General features: G+C 36.1%; 15 protein-coding genes. 8 read left to right on the forward strand and 7 right to left on the reverse strand.

Going from position 1 to position 22,952, the window contains the following annotated elements; all coding sequences use genetic code 11:
- Positions 1-164: 164 nt before the first annotated feature.
- The 4 genes from B6A32_RS09345 to B6A32_RS09360 form a co-directional block, all read right to left on the reverse strand.
- A complete protein-coding gene (locus B6A32_RS09345) occupies positions 165-2,486 on the reverse strand; it encodes a serine/threonine-protein kinase (RefSeq protein WP_085303252.1) in 2,322 nt (773 codons plus the stop codon).
- Between the two features lie 30 nt (positions 2,487-2,516).
- Positions 2,517-3,089: an RNA polymerase sigma factor gene (locus B6A32_RS09350; protein WP_085303254.1), complete on the reverse strand. Its 573-nt coding sequence runs from the start codon at positions 3,087-3,089 to the stop codon at positions 2,517-2,519.
- Positions 3,090-3,119: 30 nt separating this feature from the next.
- A complete protein-coding gene (locus B6A32_RS09355; protein WP_085303257.1) occupies positions 3,120-5,015 on the reverse strand; it encodes an NAD-binding protein in 1,896 nt (631 codons plus the stop codon).
- A 65-nt stretch (positions 5,016-5,080) separates the two neighbouring features.
- A complete protein-coding gene (locus B6A32_RS09360; protein WP_085303259.1) occupies positions 5,081-8,575 on the reverse strand; it encodes a toll/interleukin-1 receptor domain-containing protein in 3,495 nt (1,164 codons plus the stop codon).
- 611 nt (positions 8,576-9,186) lie between these two features.
- On the opposite strand from B6A32_RS09360, the gene B6A32_RS19345 reads away from it, so the two are divergent.
- The 7 genes from B6A32_RS19345 to B6A32_RS09400 all read left to right on the forward strand — a co-directional run bounded on the left by B6A32_RS19345 (position 9,187) and on the right by B6A32_RS09400 (position 15,661).
- A complete protein-coding gene (locus B6A32_RS19345; protein WP_198946897.1) occupies positions 9,187-10,398 on the forward strand; it encodes an HD domain-containing protein in 1,212 nt (403 codons plus the stop codon).
- A gap of 189 nt (positions 10,399-10,587) precedes the next feature.
- Positions 10,588-11,202 carry a hypothetical protein gene (locus B6A32_RS09375; RefSeq protein WP_085303263.1) on the forward strand — a complete coding sequence of 205 codons (615 nt, stop codon included), beginning with the start codon at positions 10,588-10,590 and terminating at the stop codon, positions 11,200-11,202.
- Between the two features lie 23 nt (positions 11,203-11,225).
- Entirely contained in the window at positions 11,226-11,732 is a 507-nt protein-coding gene (locus B6A32_RS09380) for an alpha/beta hydrolase (protein WP_085303266.1), read from the forward strand.
- Positions 11,733-11,849: 117 nt separating this feature from the next.
- Entirely contained in the window at positions 11,850-12,551 is a 702-nt protein-coding gene (locus tag B6A32_RS09385) for a YceH family protein (RefSeq protein WP_085303268.1), read from the forward strand.
- A 280-nt stretch (positions 12,552-12,831) separates the two neighbouring features.
- On the forward strand, positions 12,832-13,659 hold the full coding sequence (locus tag B6A32_RS09390; RefSeq protein WP_085303270.1) for an HNH endonuclease: 828 nt from the start codon (positions 12,832-12,834) through the stop codon (positions 13,657-13,659).
- Positions 13,660-13,759: 100 nt separating this feature from the next.
- A complete protein-coding gene (locus B6A32_RS09395) occupies positions 13,760-14,971 on the forward strand; it encodes a hypothetical protein (protein ID WP_085303272.1) in 1,212 nt (403 codons plus the stop codon).
- Between the two features lie 414 nt (positions 14,972-15,385).
- Entirely contained in the window at positions 15,386-15,661 is a 276-nt protein-coding gene (locus B6A32_RS09400) for a helix-turn-helix domain-containing protein (protein WP_085303275.1), read from the forward strand.
- A 249-nt stretch (positions 15,662-15,910) separates the two neighbouring features.
- On the opposite strand, the gene B6A32_RS09405 is transcribed toward B6A32_RS09400, so the two are convergent.
- The 3 genes from B6A32_RS09405 to B6A32_RS09415 form a co-directional block, all read right to left on the reverse strand.
- Positions 15,911-16,315: a hypothetical protein gene (locus B6A32_RS09405; RefSeq protein WP_085303277.1), complete on the reverse strand. Its 405-nt coding sequence runs from the start codon at positions 16,313-16,315 to the stop codon at positions 15,911-15,913.
- Between the two features lie 337 nt (positions 16,316-16,652).
- Complete coding sequence (locus B6A32_RS09410; protein ID WP_085303279.1) at positions 16,653-17,732, reverse strand: site-2 protease family protein; 1,080 nt, start codon at positions 17,730-17,732, stop codon at positions 16,653-16,655.
- Between the two features lie 130 nt (positions 17,733-17,862).
- Positions 17,863-19,188 (reverse strand): DEAD/DEAH box helicase, encoded by a 1,326-nt coding sequence (locus B6A32_RS09415; protein ID WP_085303281.1) that lies wholly within the window; start codon positions 19,186-19,188, stop codon positions 17,863-17,865.
- A 342-nt stretch (positions 19,189-19,530) separates the two neighbouring features.
- On the opposite strand from B6A32_RS09415, the gene B6A32_RS09420 reads away from it, so the two are divergent.
- The gene (locus B6A32_RS09420) at positions 19,531-22,830 is read left to right on the forward strand and encodes a DEAD/DEAH box helicase (protein WP_085303283.1); all 3,300 of its coding nucleotides are present in this window, start codon (positions 19,531-19,533) and stop codon (positions 22,828-22,830) included.
- Positions 22,831-22,952: the final 122 nt, after the last annotated feature.

Here is a 22,952-nt window from a genome sequence, read left to right on the forward strand (position 1 = left end):
TATCGTGATGGTTGTAGTCATCAGGGTATAAGTATTATTCGTAGCTAAAAGTGAAGTTGCTAATTATTGTTATAGCGAGTTTATTAGATAGCAGTAACCTTGTGTGAGAAGGCTACTGCTAATTAACGTATTTCCCCTTTCGGAGTATGTGTTGTGATACAACGCTAGGGGCTACTATCGATAGATGAAAGTTTGTTCACAAGTTTTTCAAACCTTGCCAGATATTGGTTGGTAGGAGCAGACATTTTTAACATTGCTATGGCCTGGTTCAAGTAGTTAAGAGCATTCGCGTTATCTTCAACTTTTACTAAGGTTTCACCATATCCTCCTAATTGTACAGCTCTGATATATCCTTGAATGTTTAGGTTTTCTGTTGTCTTTAATGATTTTTTGTGCCACTCAATAGAGGTTTTATATTCGCCAATATCTCTATTGTTTGCAGCGATATTATGATAAATCACTGCCAATGCAATAGAGTCTTTAAGGTCTTCTCCTTTTAACGAGTTCAGTGCCATCATTGAATACTCCAATGCTTGTTTAGGCTTTTTTAAATCTCGCCCATAAATGGTGGCAATATTGTTGTAAGTTGCATGAACTCTTGGGTGACCTTCAGGTGAAATTTCCTGAAACATTTCAGCGGCTTTCTTTAAGTTTGTTAAACCCATGGCGAAGTTACCAAGCCCAGCTTGCACAGCTCCAAACTGTTGTAAATGTAATGCTGTTCGTGGATGACTGACATCCCCATACATACGAATGTCTAAATCAACTGCTTTTGCAAAATATTCAAGTGCTTCTTCATTTTTTCCTTCCATCATGAATGAGCTACCTAAGTTACCAAGCACCGTTGCCACCATAAAATTATCGATTGGTAACAATGATTTATATCCACTAAGAGATTTTTGATAAAAACGTCTGCTTTCTTGATAAGTTCCACCTGAGTGCAATGCTAATCCCATTAAATTATAAGCTTCATAAATAATTTTTTCGGTATTGGCATTATTGATGCTGTTTTCAATTGCTGTTTTTGCATCACTTTTTCTGCCTGAAGATATATAAACTTGTGCAAGTTCATTTTGCGCAATATAAAAAGACTCATCATTTTTATCAAATAATGGAAGCGCTTTATTGTATAACTCTTCGGATTCTTTCAGTAAACCTCGCCCTTGATAAACCTTAGCAATAGCCTTAAGTAAATGTGCTTTAACTTTTGGACTTTTATTTACGCTTTCAAGTGCTTTCTTACTACTGTTATCAATAAGTTCTTCAACAGTTAATACGCTGTTTTTATCAATATCTGAAGCATCAAACATATCAGTTAAAAAAGACGTAACTTCTTCGCTTACTTCAACTTGCTCAATGAGCTTTGTATTGCTGCTATATAGCGAATAAGAGCTAATAGCAATGGTAATAATGAGTGATAATGAAATACTTGAGACTAGTTTATTTCTTTGAAAAAACTTTGAGATTTTGTACATCAAAGTATTGCTGTATTCGCTAATAGGCTGTTTATTAATAAATTTAGTGATGCTCTGTGATAACTCGAAAGAAGATGAATATCGCTTTTCGATATCACTTTCAGTTGATTTTGAAATTATTGCCTTAACTTCATTGGGAATGACCATATCCGAACCGAGCATTGCTGTGAGGTTTTTACCAAGAGCATAAACGTCACTCGTAGTTGATAACTTATTTCCTGCCAATTGTTCAGGGCTAGCGTAGTCTCTGCTTACAGCTTTTAGGTGGTTATATTTTTGTTCATTTTTTAAAGTATTACCATTCATTGTGCTGTTGATATTTTGAGCGATACCAAAATCCATTAATTTGGGTTCACCTTGTTTATCAACTAGGATATTCGATGGTTTAATATCTGCGTGAATGACCATATGTTGATGAGCAAACTGTACAGCCTTACAGACTTTCTTAAATAGTTTTAAGCGTTCTTGGAACCTTAGCGCATTTGCGTTGCAGAATTGATCAATAGCAATGCCATCAACATATTCCATCACCATGTAAGGGAGATTGTTTTCTGTTTTATCAACCGTATATATTTTGGCGATATTTGTATGATCTAGGTTAGCTAAATGCTGTGCTTCTTTTTGTAAGAAATCCTCACCTGCTAACGCTGCAATAGAAGGATAGACAAATTTTATTGCAACTTTTTGTGCTAATTGACCATCATTGCGTTCGCCAAGATATACTGCGCCCATTCCGCCTTGGCCTAATTTTCTAGTTAACTTATATACGCTAACTTGTGTGTTGATTAAATCATGAATTATATTGTCATCAACTAGTTGTTCGGCCTGTTTTCCGATGAGTTGCTTAAAGGTTGTTTGTTTTTTATTTTCTTCATGCGCGGTAATTAAGGCGGTTGTTTCAGTATAAAATTCATGTTCACTACTCATTAAAATAGATAGTTGAACTGCCATGTTATCTTCATCAATTGCCAGTAAATGTTGAAATAATGCTAGTGGAGTATCAAAGTTCATTGTTGTTCTTATTATTTTTATTTTATCCGTTTAACACTGGGTGCGTAAGTAAGCTTTTGCAGCTGAAAGTTCACTATAAATGGTTGATTTTTTTAGTGTCAGCTCAGAGCCAATATCTTCAATATCATAACCTAAAAAGTAATGTAGTAAAGCAACTTGGTATGATCTAGGAGCGATCTTAGCTAGCTTAGATAATGCACTATCGAAAATAATATAGGGCTCAGGATCTTCTGATAGTGAAATAAACTTTGCTATATTTTCGCTGTTATTCGACCTTTTTTGTGCACCTTTAGCTTTTAAATCGTCGAGCAACATCCATCTTACAAAAGAGGCTAACGACAGAAAAAACTGCTCTCTATTATCAAAAACTTCTTTGGGTGGAGATAATTGAACAAGCACCTCGTGCAAAAGTGAGGTAGTGTTGGGTAGCTGCTCTAATATGCTATGAGATGAAGCTTTATAAGTAATTTGCTTTTTAACTATACCCTTTAGATGATAGTAAATAATACTTCGTAGCTGATTCGCACTTTTTAAATCATTATGAACTATCCAGCTATTTAACAACTCGGTAACAGGTTCGTGTTGTGCAGTATCTATTGTCATATTATTCTCTCAAAGCAATAAACTAATCGATTATTCGTGTTCAATTAAAGCTAATGACTCAGCAATATGATAAATATTTTTATAATCATACTTGATGGTATCAGGCCTTTTTTCTTCTAAATCTGACCAACTTAATAAGCAATCGTGGGTTTTCATTGCTTCGTTTTTTGATTCTCCATATCGCCAATTATTGACAATATGAAATGCATTCCATCTATTATGTTCAGTTTTTGCTAGCGCATGAATTCGATGGGTGAGTTGCTCATTATTGAGTCCCGTTTGTTTTTTAATAAATTTCATCCAGCGCTGAATTAAAGCCATGTTTAGATCTGAAAATTCATTTAAATACGGCAAATAGTCCAAAGCTTCTTGTTTTGTTGCATCTGAATCATCAAAGGTGATCGTAGGTATTGAGCCACCTAAAACTAATAGTTTCATGGGAAAATGACGTTTTTCAGTAAAGTTTGATTTACGCTTAAAAAGAGGTTGGTTAACCCAATGTAGCCACTGAGTTGAGTCTACTGTTTCTTGGTCGTGTTTTTCTATTAGAACGGATAATGCGTCAGGCGTTAAAGCACTTAAGCCGAGTTCTGTTTTTGCATAAGTGTTATGGCTTCGCTGCGCAAGTACTTCGCTGTTGCTATCTAATAGTTGGTTGAAACTTAATACTTTCTTTAAAGCGCCGAATGATCTTATTTGTTGATGCTCTATATTGTGATTTAAGGCGTTGTAATAATGAAATGTTGTTGTGTTATCCGTTGTTTTCGACTGCGCCAAGGTGCACATATCATATAAGCGTAATATGCTTTTTAAGGCGATATTTTCATCTTCATCACTGACAATAATATGATTAAAATTCGACGGGTTTTGAAGCTGCTGTTCAGAGCTTACAAAAGTAATGTCCCATAAATCTAAGCCTTTACCATTACAATGCTCAAACACTTGATGATGAGTAATAAAAAAGTCATTGGGCTGAGTTGATAAAACCGTGATCTCGATTTTTTTATGATTACAAAAGTGAGCCAAAAGCAACAGCTCTCTGAGAATAGATTCTCCTATTTCACCAAAACCTGAAATAAGCACACTTACCGGTTCGCTAGTAATAGAGCTCGTATCTGTGTTTTCTCCTAGCCCCATAGATTGCACTAAGTCGATAGCTATTTTTTCGCTTAAGTTAAATATATTAATTAACAAGCCAGTAGATTGTTTTTTAATATTATCAATTGAATAAAAAGCGCTAGGTTCAAAGAGTTTGTAGCTCATTACATTGTCTATTCCAATATGACAATGAAGCTCAGGTTTATAAGGTGACTCAACTAAGGTTTTTAAAATAGCTAAATTAGTTAAGTCGCAGCCTGTTATAGCGACCATTGCTTTTGCGTTTAAAATAGCGGCTTTTAATTGAATAGCGATATCTGAAGCATCGCCCAGTATCAGAGTAACTTTTTTCTTTTTATACTGAGTAATTAATGGATTGCTATGATCTTTCTCTATAATAACGACTTTTTCTTTTTTATTGAGTAAATCATCAATTAAATAGGCGCTCTCGCTATTTAAGCCGAAAATAATGTAATGATTTTTGTAATATTTAACTAATATGTTGCTTTTAAACCAGCTACCAGCGGCAAAAAAGGTTGCAAATGCAATAGAGAAAAACACAGTGCAAACCGCAGAAAGTCTTGCTGCTGAAATTGCCCAATGCTTTAATGCTTCATCGGCAGGGGAAGAAATTAAAGAAAATAATTTAAATGTACTGTAAAAAACATCAAACCAACGGGTTAATTCTGGGTGAGAGATATTGTTTTTAACAACATATACCGAGCTAAAACCATAAATTCCTAAGGTAATCGTAGCGACCACAAAAAATGCTAAAATGATAATGCCTCTAATACTTAGCGGGGCAGATGCACTTTTATTAGCTTTCATTAAATTTCCCTTTATTTATAACGTTTATAATATTCAATTTTTATATCAACATGGCCAAACAGAGTTTATTCACTGGTAAAGTGCGCGCAACCTCTGTCTTGCCATTGCTGCGCTGATAGTGCGGGTAAAAAGAATGCTCTTCTTTCTGCTGGCGTTAGGCAGCTTCTATTTATTGGTAAGCTGTTAATTGCTTGTTGTTCATAGTCTTTAATACTAACCATTTTTTTATCAGTTTTTTTATCAGTTTTTTTATCAGTTTTTTTCAGCATTTTTTGGAAAATGGGGGTGACTTTTGCGGTAGGAAAGCGAGCGTTAGGTGTTAAATACTCTGTAGTAACAATACTCTTGCTATCATTTGAAAATTTAGAAGGTAAATCTTTAGTCACTTGTGAAAAAGTCTCAATTTTCTCCATGGTATTTACATCCCATAAAACGCTGGTATTACGCTCGGGGTTAACAGTACTCGATGTTGTTAATAAATATTGTTGATCACTGGAAATGCTAACATCCACCAGAAAAACATTATCTAAAGAGTGTCTTTTTAACATACTTGGTTGTTCGTCTTTAAACTTCCAAACAGCAACATAGCTACCATCTATAAAAATTGCACCATTACCGTCAGGGTGGAAAATAAAATCTCTTATCCAGTGTCCATCCGAATAGAAAAGGGTGGATAAATTTTCAACAAAATCAGCAGAGAATAAGCTTAATTTCTTAGTATCATGTTGCACTAATATTTTGTCGTCAAAAGGGCTGAAAATAGCTATTTTGGGGTTTACTAAATCAGAATATGTTGCCTCGCGCTTACCGGAAATAAGGTCAAATAATATAACCTCAGAAGGTAAGTTTTGTTTCTTAAGGTCTGAAGAAAAATAGTCAAAGGTTGAAACTAACAGTACCTTTTTGCCTGCTTGGTTAAACTCATAAGAGGGTATTAAATTATTGCTAGCTATACTTTTAGTCACCCCTGTTAGTAAGTTTCTATGTTGTAACACTTCGTTTTTAAATGCCTGTTGTTCTTGCGGTTTTTGAAGTACGTAAATTATGCTATCGCCATCAGGTGAGAATTTAATATCGCGATAGAGTTCTCCTTCAAATATAAATTCATCAAGCTTTTCTCCTGTTTGTAAATCATAAACCAATGCTTCACTTTCGAATTTATTGTTAACTTCTCTGGTAATTAATAGTTTATTCTGCTTCGGAAAAATATAACTTTGTAGTGTGTTTTTACCAAAATCAAATTCGTGTATTACGGTATTTTTTTTAATATCCCATATAAAATGTTTACCATTACGTTGGCTAACAACAACAAATTCATTATCAAAACTGTAATGTATATTTTTGATAAAGTAAGACTCTTTTTTCAAAAATAATGGACTGTTTGCCTTACTCGTTAGTGACCACGATACTATTTTCTCGCCAAAAACTGTAAAAAAATTACCCTTGATAATGGTAGAAAATATGTCAATTAAGTTTGTTGCTTCCAAGCTATGATCAATAACTTTAATTAGTTCATGTGATTGAGTTGACCAGAGTATGCTTTTTTTGTCGTTAACAGACGAGGCTAATACCAAGTCGCTGCCAGGGCTATAGCTGGCATAAGAAAGGTGACTTTCGTTGAGCTGATAACGATGCAAAATTTCTCCAGTGGCTATCGACCACTCTACAGCTTGATTACTATAATCTGATAACGTTAGCAGTTTTTTGTTATCTTGACTGAACTGTGCACTTAACAACTTAGACGATTTTTCAGATATTTTAATGGTTTGGAGTATTTCTCCTGTATCAGCTGACCATATCGCAACTTTACTTCTGTCTATTTCACTAAATATCATTGCTCCGTTTGGACTAAAGTGTGCTTTTAAAGTGCCACGGTTACGCTTAGTATTAATATCAGAAAAATCATTAATAAATTTATGCTGAATAAGTTCACCGGTTTCTAATGACCATACATAAGTGCCGTGATTTACTGCCACGCTGAGTATTTTTGTGCCATCAAGGCTGAAAATAGGCTTTATCGGGATAACATTTTTTATGCTGATAGTAGTGGTTTTTTCTGCGCTCTCAGCGTCAAATACATCTATATAGCTAGTAACGGCGCTCTCAGCTTTGCTTTTATTAGTTTGTAACCATGCGGGGATTGTTTTTTCGGGCATTACAGAGGTAATGGCCAGCAAATTTTTAACGGGATGAAACGCAACGCGATTTAATTGCCTATCAGGGTAATCAAACTGCTGTACTTGTTCTCCTGTTAATACTGACCAAACGTCTACTGCCTTTGCACTTGTGAAAATAAAGCGGCTATCGTAACTAAAGTCAAAATTTAATATTCTTGATTCAGCGGTGATTTTAGTCACAGGCTGGCCATCATCAAGTGACCATATAGTTAATGTTTGATTTTTTACCATCGCAACATAGCGGCCGGTCTTGTCAAACTTTACTGAATGTCTCGATAGTGGGTGTTGGGCATTAATGTTCATAAGCCGATTGATTTTTTTTAAGGGCTCATGGAAAGACAACTCTATGCCTTTGAGCAAAGGCCTATCACCGCCATACAGGCCTGGAATAGCATTTAACGATAATAGTAATGCTGTGTCATATTCCCCTTGCTCGCTTTGGTTTTTCGACATTTGAGTAAGAAATTCACTCTGTAAAACCAGTGCACCATTTTTTTCTTTTATCGCAAGTTGTTGTTGAAAAATAGCTTCCTCTTTCTGAAAATAAGCAAACACACCAGCCCCAACAGCCAAAATAGCTAATATTGCAACAGCAGCTAACCAACGTCGCAGTTTTTTTGCTTTTAAGCGCTCTTGCTCTAATTGATATTCTTTATCACGTTGAGTAAGTTCACCTAAAGGAACACCTAAAATTCCGGCGATGACTTTCAGTAACATTAAATGCAGTTGTTGTTGATAGGCATTTACCTTTGCAGTGATTGACTTTTTATCAAGCTGTGTGGTGTTTTTTAGGTGCTCGCGATAAGCGGCCGGCGTAGTAAAGCCTTGCTCGGGTTTACCATTATTATTTATTCTAAAATCTGCAGCGATTGGCTCCGCGTGCTTATCAGTAGCATTACCTTCTTGATCGTATTCGTACTGTAAAGGAACCGGAAAACACTCATCTGCTTTAGTAAAGCCTAACTTTTGTTTACCTTCGTCCCAACTGGTATTGGGCTCTCCATCTATCATGGCAGCAATGATGTGCTGAGAGTTGCCTAATTTTTTGAAATAATCTATTTCGTCGGCAACATACGTTGATGCTACAGCTCTAGGTGAACATAAAACAATTAATAAGTTTGTTTGCTCTAATGCACTAACAATTGATGTACCTAAATCGGCATGCGCAGGCAGTTCTTGCTCGTCTCTAAATACGGGATAAATACGAGGGGGAATAGTATCTCCTCGGCTATTTTTCTGCCCGACTAAATCATTTGGCACTTCATAAGTTTCAATGGCTTGGTGTAGCCATGTAGCCCACTTTCTACCTTGTGTTTTATTATCTGCATGGCGGTATGAGATAAACGCGTGGTATTTGAAAGATGAATTTTTACTGTTTGCCATTGAAAAGCCTGTTGTCGTTATTTGAGGTTCATTATTTTTAGGAAGGGAGGAGTGCTTATTTGCATGTAAAACTTTATTTTTTGCCCACGAGGGAAAATGGCCAGTAAAAGCACGTTAATAGCTAAAGAAACTCTCTCACTAATTTCAGCTTTAAATATGGCTACGGCATCTGTAAAGCAGCATAAATTAGTGCTATTAAAACAATTATTTTGCACTAATCTGCAACTAAAGAAGCCCATACTTAATTTTACTTTCACTTTACTCCACAGCTTGCATATTTTATTTTAATTCTGTACAACCTTAGCACAACTGATTGATTTATCACCATGATTTTTTAATTGGTCCGTTATATTCGGCGTAAATTCTTATAGCTTTGTTGTGGTTAATACTGCTGTAAACCGTTTTATAACACTTAGCGAACTTGGCTTATTTGTTCATTGTAAAAGCGAGTTATTTTTCAATATGCGTATTCGCTATTATGATGCACAAACAATTACTGTTAGCTTTTATAACCAGTTAAAAATGATTAGCTATGGCATGTGGGCTTGCCTTTGATTCGTTTTCTTTGTCTAAACGGTATACATAGAAACTTAACCAGTGTAATTAAACATATGAATATACATTTATTTACTGAAAGCAAACCACCAGAGTCATATAATCAAACCTATTGGCTATGCTTAAAGCAACGTATGGCTTGGCTATTGCAGAATTGGTTAAATAAAAGCGGCGATCCGTATTTATATTTTGATCTATTAAAAACGCCATTATTTATAAGTGATGAAGTAGCGTTTAATTCGCTTTTTTCGGGAGAGTTTTATCATCAAGAGCAATTCGTTAGTCGCTTTATTGATGATTGTTATTGGATTATTTGGCGAGTTACACAAGGCGATACCACTTACTTTTTTTTCTTGCGTGCAGAAAATTTTTATAAAGGTAGTATGTTAGACCAATATACTTTCCCTTATCAGTTTGATAAAACTCAATTGATTGCACAACGTGAGCAAGTAGAAAACTTGTTAATCGAGTTAGACCAATATGGTGCAAAAAGCCAGTCATTATTGCCCTTTCAAAAGCCAAATAATAGTGCTGATAGTTCAGCTGTATACGCTCAACTCTCAGAAAATAAACCGTCAGATATGCCGCAATGTAATCAGCATGAAAGCAGGTTTTTAACATTACACCGTGACAAGTTAACTTATCAACTGCCTCTAATTGAATTAAATAAACAATTAATTTATCTGAGTAAAATAGATAATGGACAATGGCAACAAGATACCTACATAAAAGCGTGGAATTTTGCTAGCAAAGCACATTGTAAACAGTTTATACCTGGTAGCGATGTTCCATATATCAACCATGTTGGCCTAGTTGCCATGGAGGTTATATCCGCACTTGCACAGCCGCAAATAGATAAAATGTTACATTACCAACCGATTAAGTTTCAAAACCTTGCGGTGGTTTGCGCGTTATTACACGATACAATTGAAGACACTGCAGTTACATTTGAAGATATTAAAACTGCATTTAATCAATATGTTGCTGCAGGTGTTTTAGCGTTAACCAAAAACACTAATTTAGCCACTAAGCGAGATCAAATGATCGATAGCTTAGCGCGTATAAAAGCGCAACCTTTAGAAATAAGCATGGTAAAAATGGCTGATAGAATAACTAACTTACAGCCACCGCCAGCTCACTGGACAAAAGATAAAATAAGGAATTATCGTAACGAGGCGCAATTGATTCTTGAAACGTTAGGTACGAAAAATGAATATTTAGCACAGCGGCTAAAAGAAAAAATTGATAACTATCAACAGTATTGTTAAATAAGATCGCCTAACATCAACCAGGTAATTGAGGTATTCAGTTTTCACAAAGGGTTTTTCTGTTGATAACTATATTGGGGAGGTATTAGTGCACATAGAACGAAAAAATAGCTTGCTAGCACATGATTTGAACAACTTGGTTTTAAATAAACAGCCAAAAAATAAACAGCATTTAATGCCCAATAGCAAATGAACAAACCAGTAAATAAAGACAAAATAAAAATAAGTGCAAAGCGAAAAGCTAAGCTGATAGGGAAAATATCTTACATATCACCTTGTACGCAAGCTGATATAAATCACTGGTATCGACGCAATACACTGGTATTTTCTACCTTACTCGTCGTCTTTATATGGTTAATTTATGCCGCTTTAAGTCGAGAGACACAGTTTCAGCGTTTTAATCAATTAAGTCTTATGTGGACTGATAATTCAAATGTATTTGATTTAATTGCATTTATAGCGAATTATTTTGTAGCAGAACTGATTTTGTGCTTTTTTACTTACTTTTTGATTAAAAACTTATTTGCTCAATGCCCAATCAAAATTGTTGGTGAAAAAGGTTTTGCTTTTGTTGGCGTAAAACGAAACTATACCGTTACATCTGCAAATATCGCATTGTTCTCATCAGTTAAAAGAATGACGATAACCATTCCTCGAGGGGGTATTGGCAAACACTATAAATGGTATGGCGATAGTCGGTTGAGTGTGTTTGATTACGCTTATCACCCTTTTTTGGAAAGTACTCATTTTATTCACGCAGTGCTCGAAAGTTGGCACAAACATCGAATATTAAAAACGCTTTAAGTGGCAATGAAAACGGAGTAAACATGAAAGTTATATTCTCACATGGCAAAGAAAGTGGCCCTTGGGGTAGTAAAATAACCCAACTTGCAAACATAGCCAAAGCGGCAGGTTTTAGTGTCGATAGTATTGACTACAGCAATATAGTAAGCCCCGATGAGCGGGTGACAAAGTTGAATACTTATTTAGCAAGCGAGCTTGAACCTTATATTTTAGTCGGCTCAAGCATGGGCGGTTACGTTTCATTAGTCGCATCATTAAGTAACCAACCACTGGGCGTATTTTTATTGGCGCCAGCTTTGTATATGCAGGGTTATCAGCAGCAAAGTTATAATACTAAGCTTAACAATATTGAGATTGTACATGGTTGGTCTGACGATATTGTGCCCGTAGCTAGCTCTATAAAATATGCTCAGCAAACGCAGTGTTCCTTGCACCTGATTGATGGCGATCACCGTTTAAACTCATCTATTACACAAGTTATCGCGTTATTTGAATCGTTTTTATTAACAACTAAAGCTCACCATGGTTAAGAAAGGTTACTAGTATAATTATTTGATGTACAGAGTTTATTTTTGCTTTCTACGCTTTTGTTTTTGTTTATCCAGTAAAAAAGATAGACTTATATTTTCAATAAGGATGCCTTCAAAATGATCACATTATCCGCAGAGCAATGCCGTGTTATTGGCGTAATGTTAGAAAAAGAGACCACCACACCAGAGCAATATCCACTGTCGGTAAATGCTATAACCGCTGGCTGTAATCAAAAAAGTAACCGCGAACCTGTTATGTCGCTTAGCGAAAATGATTGGCAAAACACGGTAGATGAACTGGTACAAATGAATCAGCTGATGGTTGACCAAAAAGCGTCAAGCCGAGTAAATAAATACTTTCATCGCTTTTGTAACACCGAGTTTGGCAACTTACAATTTACAGCGCAACAACGCGCGATTATTTGCGTATTATTTCTAAGAGGCCCGCAAACACCAGGAGAATTAAGAACCCGCACCAATCGCTTAGCAGATTTTGCCGATGTAAATGAAGTAGAAGTAGTATTACAACAACTGCAAAACCTAAATAACCAAACCTTAGTGCAGAAGCTTGAGCGAGAACCCGGTAAACGTGAATCTCGTTATCTACATTTATTCTCAGATCATGATGAAACCCACTCAGTAGCGGCTAACATCAGCACACCAACAGGTGATACAGAGCACAAAGCAGATAACACAAACATAGCAACACCATCAAAAAGTGAGCACGCACTTACTCAAAGGGTTACGGTTTTAGAACAACAAGTCGCAACATTAACCGAGCAAGTGGCTTGTTTGACTGAGTTGCTTGAGGATAAGTGATGATTGTTTGATGAAAAGAGGATTTTAATTTGAGTTATTTTATCTTTTGTAATGCATATTGTACCTACAACAATATAAAAAATTAAAATGTTAATAGGGATAAGAATTCGCCATGGAACTGATGTCATATAATTGATAAAACAGTGAAAGTAATTTTTAAATTTATGTATATTAAATGAATCTGAATGAGACCATACTTCAAATTAAATGCTAGAGTAAATTTTAAAAAATTTAATTGTTTTCTCTATTTATATAATTTAATAATGAAAAGAGTAACTAAATGATTAAAAGTTCATTCTCCAGCTATATCAAAGCAACAAATGTTGCTGGTAGCCAAAAAGCCATATCGTATATTCGGGCTATAGATATCTTGAATCAGTTAATAGCGAATGAGTCATTTGGTTTTGATGACTGTAAAAATGTTTGGATGGTTTCTTCAATAGATCGTTTAAACGAGTTATACACTTTTGTGCTTCGGCAAAATAGAATTCAAGTGAACAACCTATGGCATATTGAAGGTATTCCAAAAAGTTACTTGGCAAATGGTTTTTGTTCTGCGGCTTTAAATTGTTTGATAAAATTTTTAGTAGAATTTAGGTTTGAACAAAGACTCTTCAGTAATATTGATCTGGATAGTCAGGCAGTTACTGAGGTAAATTTGGATTACCCTAGCTATTTATTGGATGGTCTTGAAAAATACGAAGGTAAAGAAGTTGTAAGGGAAGTTACAACGCGCACTAATCAAAATGTATTTAGGAAAATAATACTAAAAATCTACAATAGTACTTGTTGTATTACGGGGTTAAATATTCCAGAGGTTAATATTGCAAGTCATATAGTCCCGTGGGTCGAAGATAAAAAAATAAGATTAGATCCCGCTAATGGCCTGTGTTTATCAGCAACCTATGATGCCGCTTTTGATAAACATTTAATTAGTTTAGATGAAGACTATCGACTCATTATTAGTAAAAATATTAATGATTTTTTTACTTCAAGCAGTGTAGATGAGTATTTTAAGAAGAAGCAAGGAATGAAAATAGCCTTACCATGTCATTATCAGCCTAAGCAAACTTATTTAGAGGTACACAGGAGCAATTGTAACTTTTAAAGCAATCATTGGTGCGGGTCGCTAGATAACAATCACCTTTGCGCTATAACTTATTTAACAGCTACAATAGCTTTATCACTAGGCCAATAAAAATATTCTCATGAACAATATCATTCCCGAGTTAAGTAAATTCAGTGCTGAAAATAAAAAGAATAAGCCGTCTAGTACCTTGTCTTCTTTGTGGATAAAAATAGAGAAACATCAAAAGCGTAATGCTAATTTCACTAAAAAAAGAAGTAAGTTGTTTGAGCAATTTAAACAGCAAGCCCAGCCTGCTGAACAAAAGTTAGCTGATGCTATTACTGCGCAAGTTGAGCATTTAATACGCTTTCTGTCCAAAAAATCATTAACCGATAAGCAAAGAAATGAGCTGTTAGGTTGGGTTTCGGATGATATCGATTATTTAGCTACACATCTTTTCTCTGAAGGTATTGATGTTGCTGATTTACGTGAACAAATAAATACAGAATTGACACTATTGACTGAAAGTTTAGACCAAGCGGTAGATGAAGAGAGTATTGTCGAGCTAGCTAACATGTTAGATGAAATGTTTGACGGTGAAATGCAGTTTAATCGCGAGGAGCTAATTGAGATAATTAAAAATCCTGCTCTGATCCAAGAGCATGTTCAACGTTTTCACGAAAAAATGAATGAAGAAGAAATCGAGAAGGATGACTATAGCGAAGAGTTTGATCAGGGCTTTGAAGAAGATTTTGACTACCAGTACAATAGAAGTTTTTCGAAAAGAAACAGCAAGGAAGAGCTAGGTATTCTTGAAAAATTATTTAAAGGCAGTCAATTAAATAAAATGTATAAGCGCCTTGCCGCTAAGTTACATCCGGATAAAGAAAGTGATGCCACTAAAAAAGCGATTAAGCATGATTTAATGCAGCAGCTTGCCAGTGCTAGAGAAAATAAAGATGTGTTTACACTGCTAACGCTTTACCACGAGCACATTGACGACGACTCTTTCAATTTTGACGCTGAAACACTAGCGGCAATTGAAGCTTTGCTATCGAAAAAGGTCAGTGAATTAAACGCTGAACTTAAGGCGCTAAAGTCGGCCGACACGCCTGAAGCTATTGTTTGGGAACATTTTCATGGTAGAAGTAATAAAATAACCACAGAGAATATCGTGATACATGCCGAACGGTTAGAAGATGAAGTGATGTCTATTAACCAGTTTATTGTTAGTACTTCAACGTTAAAAGCACTAAAGACTGAGTTAAACACTCGCATTAAGCAACGCGAATCGTCACCTTTTTTTAACTTTGATGATGACTTAGAGTCAATGCTAGGGGTGCCATTTTAAGCGTGCCATTTTAGGCTGTTTAGCTAGTATGTTTGTTATGCTTAAAGTCGCAACCTAGTCGGTATTATTTACTGGCTAGTTTGCCCGTTAACTTGATGGAATAGGCATGTGAGTTGAATAAAACACTCAAACTTATAACCATTATTGATTATTATTTGATTGTAAATCCTAGCACACTTGCTTATTGCGAATGCACCAAGCCCACTGAAAAAGTAAAGGGATTAGCATTGTAATTAGCATAGGATTGCTCTGCGCCGTTTTGAGCTTGTCTTTAGTCTTTAGATAGGCGACCTAATCCCTTGTCACCATCGCCATTACCATCATCAACTCGAAATAACAGCTTATAAGTTGTTTTTATGAAATACAGCTTATATACTGTTTTTCATAATAACAGGTTATAGGTTGTTTTTAAGAATGAAAATTAATTACACTATTAATACTCTAGATCAGCTCAAACCTATTTTAGTAGGATTTAGAAAGTCTCATGGCCTTTCACAAAAGGCACTGGCTGAAAAACTCAATATTAGTCAGCAGAGCTATCAAACACTAGAAAGTGCACCACAAAAAGCCACGTTAGAACGTTTGTATAAAGTACTAATCGTTTTAGGTATTAAATTACAATTTGTAGATAATACCAAAGAGCTTAATGGAAATTCTTGTAGCCAAAAACAACATCAGGATGAATGGTAATGGCGAAGCGCAAGGTAAACTCATTAACTATATGGATGAATGGTGAATTTGTAGGTTATTGGCGAATAAAAGCCGGTACTGATGAACTGCAATATACTGATGAATGGCACTGTTATTAAAAACATTACCTTTATGTTGCCCAAAGGCTTTCCTACTGAGCTATCAGATAAAATTTTTCAAGGGATGAAAATTCAAGCTAAAAAACTAACGCTGCAGAGCTAAACTTTGCTACGGTTGATACTTAAAGTACTACTGCGAATGCACCAACCCCGTATCATCCCGCTCAAAACCATGACAAACATAGCCCACTAGTTGGCGCTTTTTCTTCGATATTTGATGAAAATGTTCAAAGCCGACTGAAAAGGCAAAGGGATTAGCATTGTAGTCGGCATAAGATTGGTCTGCGCCGTTCTTTGCTTCACGCACACCTGCAGCGAATGAGCTTAAAAAGTCGTCGCGATTATTGAGTAAAATAACGGTAGCGCCGGTATCGCTTTCAACAAGCTCTAGTGCACCTAGTTCAATATACTTATCGACTACCGTGTTATTGAAAAAACCACTGTATTGCTCGGTTTCTACATCGTAAATAACGGCGGAGTCGTCTGTTGCTTCCATTAAAGAGACAAACAATTCTCTTACTTTTTTTGAGATCAAACCTTATTCCTTTTTACTTTGAATTTTGTTTTAGATGTATTTTATTCATTATTGTCAGTCGTTAGCATAGAGGTCAAAAAGTAATGACAGATCGCCGGCATCTATGGTTATTAGCGCAGCATATCAATAGATTTATGAATTCACCACTTTGCAAGAATTTAAATAATTATAGGTAATACATTGATATAAATTAATTATATATAAGGAATATTAATAATTAATTTCCATATATATAAGGATTTTAAGGTGGTTATACTGACTACAAGAGGAATAAAAGCTGATATCAGAGTCGATATCAGCGAATCGTTACTATCATGTTATTTGAATCTATAAACTATTAACTACCTAATATTTTAAGCGGTAGTGATAAGGCGTCGTTGCCCGTTTGGCCTACAAGCCAAATAATAGCGCTTAAACCACCAACGGTAACCACATACCATATTGCAGATACTACTTGTGCATAGCGATTAAGTGGCAGTAATTGGCTTAGGTGTCGACGTTTATATTCAAAAAATATTTCAATGCTACCAATCGCTAATAAAAAGCCGAGTAACGCTAAACCAAATTTGTAGCTAAGATAAATACCCAATGCAGCGCCAAGGGCACAAGCGACTAAGCCAAGTTTAGAGTTAATAGAGAAAGCGACACTTTTAAGTACATGGCCGCCATCTAGTGGCAATATGGGCAACAAGTTAAATAAGTTCAGCAGGGCGTTGAATACCGCTAAACCGGCGAGTATTTCTAGGTCAGTTATCCAGTAGCCAATTAAACAGGCAAGTGAGAGTATTAAGCCAAAAAATGGGCCCATAATGGAAATAACTACGTCTTGCCAGCGTGTATTAATTTTGTCGTCACTCAGTGCTAAACCACCAACAAAAGGGATCAGGTAAATGCCTTTGGTTTTTAAACCGAAGTACTTCATGGCTTTAATATGACCATACTCGTGAAAAACTAAACAGAGGATAAGTGCGATGGCGAATTCGATAGAGAATAACCAGCTATAAGCGGCTAAGCTGCCGGCGGCAAATAACACTTTTATGACTTTGGCACTTTTTAGTAACTTTAAGCCAAGACCTGCCATGCCAACCAAGCTAAATTTTAATGGCTGTTTTTCACGAACAATAACGTCTTGTTGCTCAATGTCTTTTTCTTCTAATGATTTTTTTTGTATTTCTTGACCATTGATTAACAGTTGATATTGCAGCGCAAAAGGCTGCCACTGTAATGTGCCATTAAGCTCTACTTGTAACTCGCCTTGCTCACTTTGCAGGGAAAACTGATGTAAAAATGTATCGCTATCGGCATTTGCATCTATTTGCGATACACATTGGTCGTCCCAAAATAGCTGTTGCCAGCCCGCAATAGAACCTTCTAATCTTAATGTTTTGCCTAAACACTCTGTTACTAATAACTGCACTGCATTACCTTTACGTGAAAGCTTACCTTAAAGCCTTGCAAGACTATCGCCGGTTGTTTGCCGAAGTTGCGAAGGTCCAAGACTTTGGAAAATAATAATTTTTTATAGCTAATAAGTGACCCAACGTAGCTTATTCTTGGTCGCTATGACCAGCCCAAATATCAGCATTAATGGTTTTTTTCTTTTTACGTTTTTTCTTGCCGCTACCTTCAGGTGCTGCCATCGGTTTACTTTCAGCTAGCAATTGAGCTAATAGTTCGTCATTAAGGGCCTCGTCAACTTCAAAACCCTCAACTTGTTCGCGCTCTAAACGAATTTTATGCTTCTTTTCTATCACTTTAAAGTGATGATAATCTTCATAATCGATCAGTGATAAGGCTAAGCCTACTTCACCAGCGCGACCACTTCGACCAATACGATGCATGTAATCTGACGGGCTTCTGGGTAAATCAAAGTTGATAACAACCGGCAGTTTTTCAATGTCTAAACCACGGGCAGCAATGTCGGTAGCAATTAATACGTCAATCTCACCAGCTTTAAATGCTTCAAGCACTCTACTACGTGCACCTTGGCCTTTATCACCATGAAACACTTCAGCAGTAATGCCACGTTTAGAGAGTTTTGACGCTAAATGTTCACAGCTGTTTTTAGCATTAACAAAAATAAGTGCTTGTCGCCATTTATGTTGCTGAATTAGATAAGCTAAAAGGGCGGTTTTTTCGCCTTTATTTACAGTGAAAACTCGCTGTACTAAAGTACTGCTATCAGCGTTTTGTACTTGTATTTCAATTGGGTTATTAAGTAAGGCTTGGGTTAATAGTTTTACTTGCTCAGGAAAAGTTGCTGAAAAAAGTAAGGTTTGTTTTTTGCTAGGTAGTAGCGCTAACAGTGCAGACAGCTCTTCAGTAAATCCTAAACTTAACATTCTGTCGGCTTCATCAAGCACTAAGGTATTTACTTTATCGAGCTTAATCGCGTTACTTGAAATTAAATCGAGTAAACGGCCAGGTGTTGCTACTAAAATATCACTACCGCCACGTAATGCTAGCATTTGTGTGTTGGTAGATACGCCGCCAAAAACCGCAACGGTTTTAATTTTTCCGTTAAAGTGTGCGGCGTAAGATTTAATGCTATCAGCCACTTGTTTAGCGAGTTCGCGGGTAGGTACTAAAATGAGACCCGTAACAAAATTACCTTTTTGTGCTTGCTCTGTGTTTGATTTTTCTGCCTGCACTTTTTGCAAGTGTATTTTCTGCAACATAGGCAAGGCAAAAGTGGCGGTTTTACCTGAGCCGGTATTTGCTCCTGCAATTAAGTCTTGTCCAGCTAACACACTAGGAATAGCTTGCGCTTGAATAGGTGTTGGTTGCTGATAATCTAGCTCGGTTAAGCGAGCTAATAAAACTGGCACAAGGTTAAGTGCTTTAAAGTTGGCAGGCAAAGTTGCAGTGGTCATTAATGTTGGGGCTCAAACAAGGGTAATTGGGTATTATTTTAGCGTATTTATGGCTTGCTGAGTAAGTTAATTTTGTTAATGCTAACGAGATAAACAGGTTTGCCATTTAGCTAAATTAATGATGATATTGGTGAATCTTTAAATTTAAATTTATTTTTATCGTTTATGCCAATGCTGTACTTATGCATAAGTAGTGATTATGTTACTATTCGTATGAAATATGAGTAATCTGTTGTTAGTTATAGCGCTTAAAAGTACTATAGCTACTTTATCTTTTGAGAAGAAAATCGTCTTAACTTTTCAACTTACCAATAGGCTTAAGTTCTTAATAATTAAAATCTTATGGCAATAAATATCTTCACACCTGAACTACTTGAACGACACTTTAGTAAAAATGAATGGAAAAAAGGCGCGAGAATTTTTCAATCTAAAGGCGTAAAAACATGTGCGCTTGACGGTGAAACTATTCGCGGTGTTGTATCAAGTGAGCGCGCCAATCAGTCAACGTATTTAACACGTTTAGTTTTTGAAGGAAAAAACGGTGATATTGCCAGTTATTGTGATTGTTATATTGGCCGAGATTGCAAGCATGGTGCTGCGTTAGCACAACGCTTTATCGATCAACACTTTGATCCAAACAGCACGGCGTCGCCAGAAAAAGTGATTGAAAAATGGCTTAATCGTTTTCAAGCACAGCCGACGAGATATCAGCCGAATAATCTCCAAAAATCGTTGTTATATTTCTTAAAGCCAAATAGTTACGTTGACGACGATTATTACACTTTATCGATTAAATCTTCGCGCGCTAAAGTCAGTGGTGGTTGGAGTCAAACATTAAGCACTGAACATTCTGCCAGCTCATTAATTAATAGCGCTTACGCGAATAACGATGACGTATCAATAATTACCGAGCTTATGCGTACCAATCAGTTTGGCGATAATATTAAGTATTTTGATTTATTTGAACAAATTATCAAAACTAATCGTTGTTTCTGGCAAACAAGTTTCAATTTAGACGAGGCGATTACCTTAGGTGAACCCCTAGAGGCGCAATGGCAATGGCAAGCGCTGGGTAACCATTTGCACACATTAGAGCTCGTTTTTAATAAGCCAACTGACCATATTATTATCATTAAAGCACAGCCATTGTGTTACTACGATGAGCTAGAAAATTGTTTCGGAAAAATTAATACCAATACTCAATGTGACTTTGAAGCTGATTTACTTAATTCACCAATTTTTGAAGAAGATAAATTACCTTGGGTAATGAATAAACTGTCAATGTCGCTAGGTGATGCAGTACAGCGTTTACCTAAGCCAAAAACAGAATTCTCGCAAGAATTAACTAAACCTGAGGTTTATTTACATTTTTCAACGCCTTCAGAAACTAACCCTGAAACCGGATATGTAAAAGTTAATTTTTCTTACCAGGGAAGCTTAGTAAATCCACATGACAAAAATGTCACTATTTCGCCAGACAATATCAGTAACGCTAAAGTTAAGTTGTATCGAGATTTGGCTTATGAACAAAGTGTTGTAGATAAATTAACCAGCCTAAAGTTTAGTGTTCAGCCTGAGCCGAAGCGCTACACTTTTACTAATGAAGACTATTTAAATAAAAAGAAAACACCGAAATTTTCAATGCTAATGCAAGGGCGATTTTTTTGGCAAGCACTTGTGCATCAAGAAATTCCTTTACTGAAAGAACTCGGTTGGCATATTAGTTTTGCTGACAATTTTTATTATAAAGCCCTTTCAACTGATAGTATTTTTGATGCAGAAGTTATTGAAACCGATGATCATGACTTTTTCTCGTTGGGGTTAAACTTAACGGTTGATGGCAGAAAAATGCCGGCATTCCCTATCTTACTAGGCGCTATTGAACAATTACCAAAGTCAGCTTTGCTTGACCGAGAAAAAGAGCAACTTATTGCGCCAGAGTCACTTATTTATGTTGATTTAGACAAGGGCGATTTTGTTGCTTTGCGTTACAAAAGCATTCAGCCCTTATTAAAACAGTTTATAGAATTGTTTATGCCGAATGCTTTAAATAGTGACGGCACATTGCAGCTTTCGCGTTTTCAGGGCCATCAAACATTATCAATGTTAGACGACCAAGGCATGATCGCTACGGGTACCAGTAAACTAAGAGCATTGGCTGATAAATTAAAAGGTTTTCAAAAGGTCACTACTGTACCTGTGCCAACGGGCTTAAACGCAGCCTTAAGAACATATCAGCATCAAGGGTTAAATTGGTTACAGTTTTTGCGCGAATACCAGTTAAACGGTATTTTGGCTGATGATATGGGTTTAGGTAAAACCATTCAAACCTTGGCGCATTTGTTAATTGAAAAACAGCAAGGCCGATTAACCAAGCCTGTTTTAATTGTTGCACCTACCAGTGTTATTTTTAACTGGGCCAACGAAATTGAGAAATTTACGCCACAGCTTTCATATCAGGTTTTACACGGTAGTAAACGCCAGCAGCATTTTAATTGTTTAGACCGAGATGAAGGCCAAGAGCCAGTTGATATTATTATTACTAGCTATGCCCTGATTATTAAAGATTTAGAGCTATATCGTGAACAGCCGTTTTATTATCTTATTCTTGATGAAGCGCATTATATTAAAAATACTAAAACTCAATTGTACCAAGCGTTTTTATTGCTTAAAGCTCAACATAAGTTGTGCTTAACCGGTACACCAATGGAAAACCATCTTGGTGAGTTTTGGGCGCAATTTAACTTTTTATTACCGGGCTTTTTAGGCGGGCAAAAGCAATTTACTAAACTCTTTAGAACGCCAATTGAAAAACATGCAGATCACGAGCGTAAATTATTGCTAAATCAGCGTATTAAGCCATTTATATTACGTCGAACTAAAGACAAAATTGCCACAGAATTGCCGCCAAAAACCGAGATTATTCAAAAACTACGTATTGAAGGTAAACAAGCCGAACTTTACGAGTCAGTTAGGCTCGCAATGGACAGCCGCTTAAAAGATATTATTGCTGAAAAAGGCTTAAAACGTAGCCAGATTGAAGTGCTTGATGCATTGTTAAAATTAAGACAAGTTTGTAACCACCCTAAGTTGTTATCGCTTGATGGTGCTCAAAAGGTAGAACAGTCAGCAAAACTTGATTATTTAATGGAAACATTGCCTGAACAAATTGATGAAGGCCGGAGAATTTTAATCTTTTCGCAGTTCACTAGCATGCTGGGCTTAATTGAAGAGGCGCTAATAGCCGCTAATATTGGCCATGTAAAATTAACCGGTTCAACCACGAAAAGACAAGAAGTTGTTGATAAATTTCAGCGCGGTGATGTGCCGGTATTTTTAATCAGCTTACGTGCGGGTGGTGTAGGTTTAAACCTGACGACTGCTGATACAGTGATACATTTTGACCCTTGGTGGAACCCTGCGGTAGAAAACCAAGCTACAGATAGAGCGCATCGTATAGGGCAAAATAAACCTGTTTTTGTTTATAAATACATTATTGAAAATTCAATTGAAGAAAAAATTCAACGTATACAACAAAACAAGGCAGAGCTAGCAAAAGCGCTATTGTCAGAAGAGGTTAGTGATAATAAGCTGAGCTTAACCGATGATATTTTAACGTCGTTACTAGCGCCATTAGATTAGGGCGGTTAGGGTTTGTCGTTATTAATATATTGCTAATACTGCTGGGTTAAACATATACAGCTAGTCATACTAAGTTATTTTATACCTTAAGGACTTAACACTATTTCAGTAATATAAATCTT

This window comes from Colwellia polaris (genome assembly GCF_002104515.1).
In the GTDB taxonomy this organism is placed as follows: Bacteria; Pseudomonadota; Gammaproteobacteria; order Enterobacterales; family Alteromonadaceae; genus Cognaticolwellia; species Cognaticolwellia polaris.

Bases quoted from the DNA above. Each gene is read 5' to 3' on its own strand.
- B6A32_RS09345 (WP_085303252.1), bottom strand. From the start codon at position 2,486: ATGAACTTTGATACTCCACTAGCATTATTTCAACATTTACTGGCAATT.
- B6A32_RS09350 (WP_085303254.1), bottom strand. From the start codon at position 3,089: ATGACAATAGATACTGCACAACACGAACCTGTTACCGAGTTGTTAAAT.
- B6A32_RS09355 (WP_085303257.1), bottom strand. From the start codon at position 5,015: ATGAAAGCTAATAAAAGTGCATCTGCCCCGCTAAGTATTAGAGGCATT.
- B6A32_RS09360 (WP_085303259.1), bottom strand. From the start codon at position 8,575: ATGGCAAACAGTAAAAATTCATCTTTCAAATACCACGCGTTTATCTCA.
- B6A32_RS19345 (WP_198946897.1), top strand. From the start codon at position 9,187: ATGAATATACATTTATTTACTGAAAGCAAACCACCAGAGTCATATAAT.
- B6A32_RS09375 (WP_085303263.1), top strand. From the start codon at position 10,588: ATGAACAAACCAGTAAATAAAGACAAAATAAAAATAAGTGCAAAGCGA.
- B6A32_RS09380 (WP_085303266.1), top strand. From the start codon at position 11,226: ATGAAAGTTATATTCTCACATGGCAAAGAAAGTGGCCCTTGGGGTAGT.
- B6A32_RS09385 (WP_085303268.1), top strand. From the start codon at position 11,850: ATGATCACATTATCCGCAGAGCAATGCCGTGTTATTGGCGTAATGTTA.
- B6A32_RS09390 (WP_085303270.1), top strand. From the start codon at position 12,832: ATGATTAAAAGTTCATTCTCCAGCTATATCAAAGCAACAAATGTTGCT.
- B6A32_RS09395 (WP_085303272.1), top strand. From the start codon at position 13,760: ATGAACAATATCATTCCCGAGTTAAGTAAATTCAGTGCTGAAAATAAA.
- B6A32_RS09400 (WP_085303275.1), top strand. From the start codon at position 15,386: ATGAAAATTAATTACACTATTAATACTCTAGATCAGCTCAAACCTATT.
- B6A32_RS09415 (WP_085303281.1), bottom strand. From the start codon at position 19,188: ATGACCACTGCAACTTTGCCTGCCAACTTTAAAGCACTTAACCTTGTG.
- B6A32_RS09420 (WP_085303283.1), top strand. From the start codon at position 19,531: ATGGCAATAAATATCTTCACACCTGAACTACTTGAACGACACTTTAGT.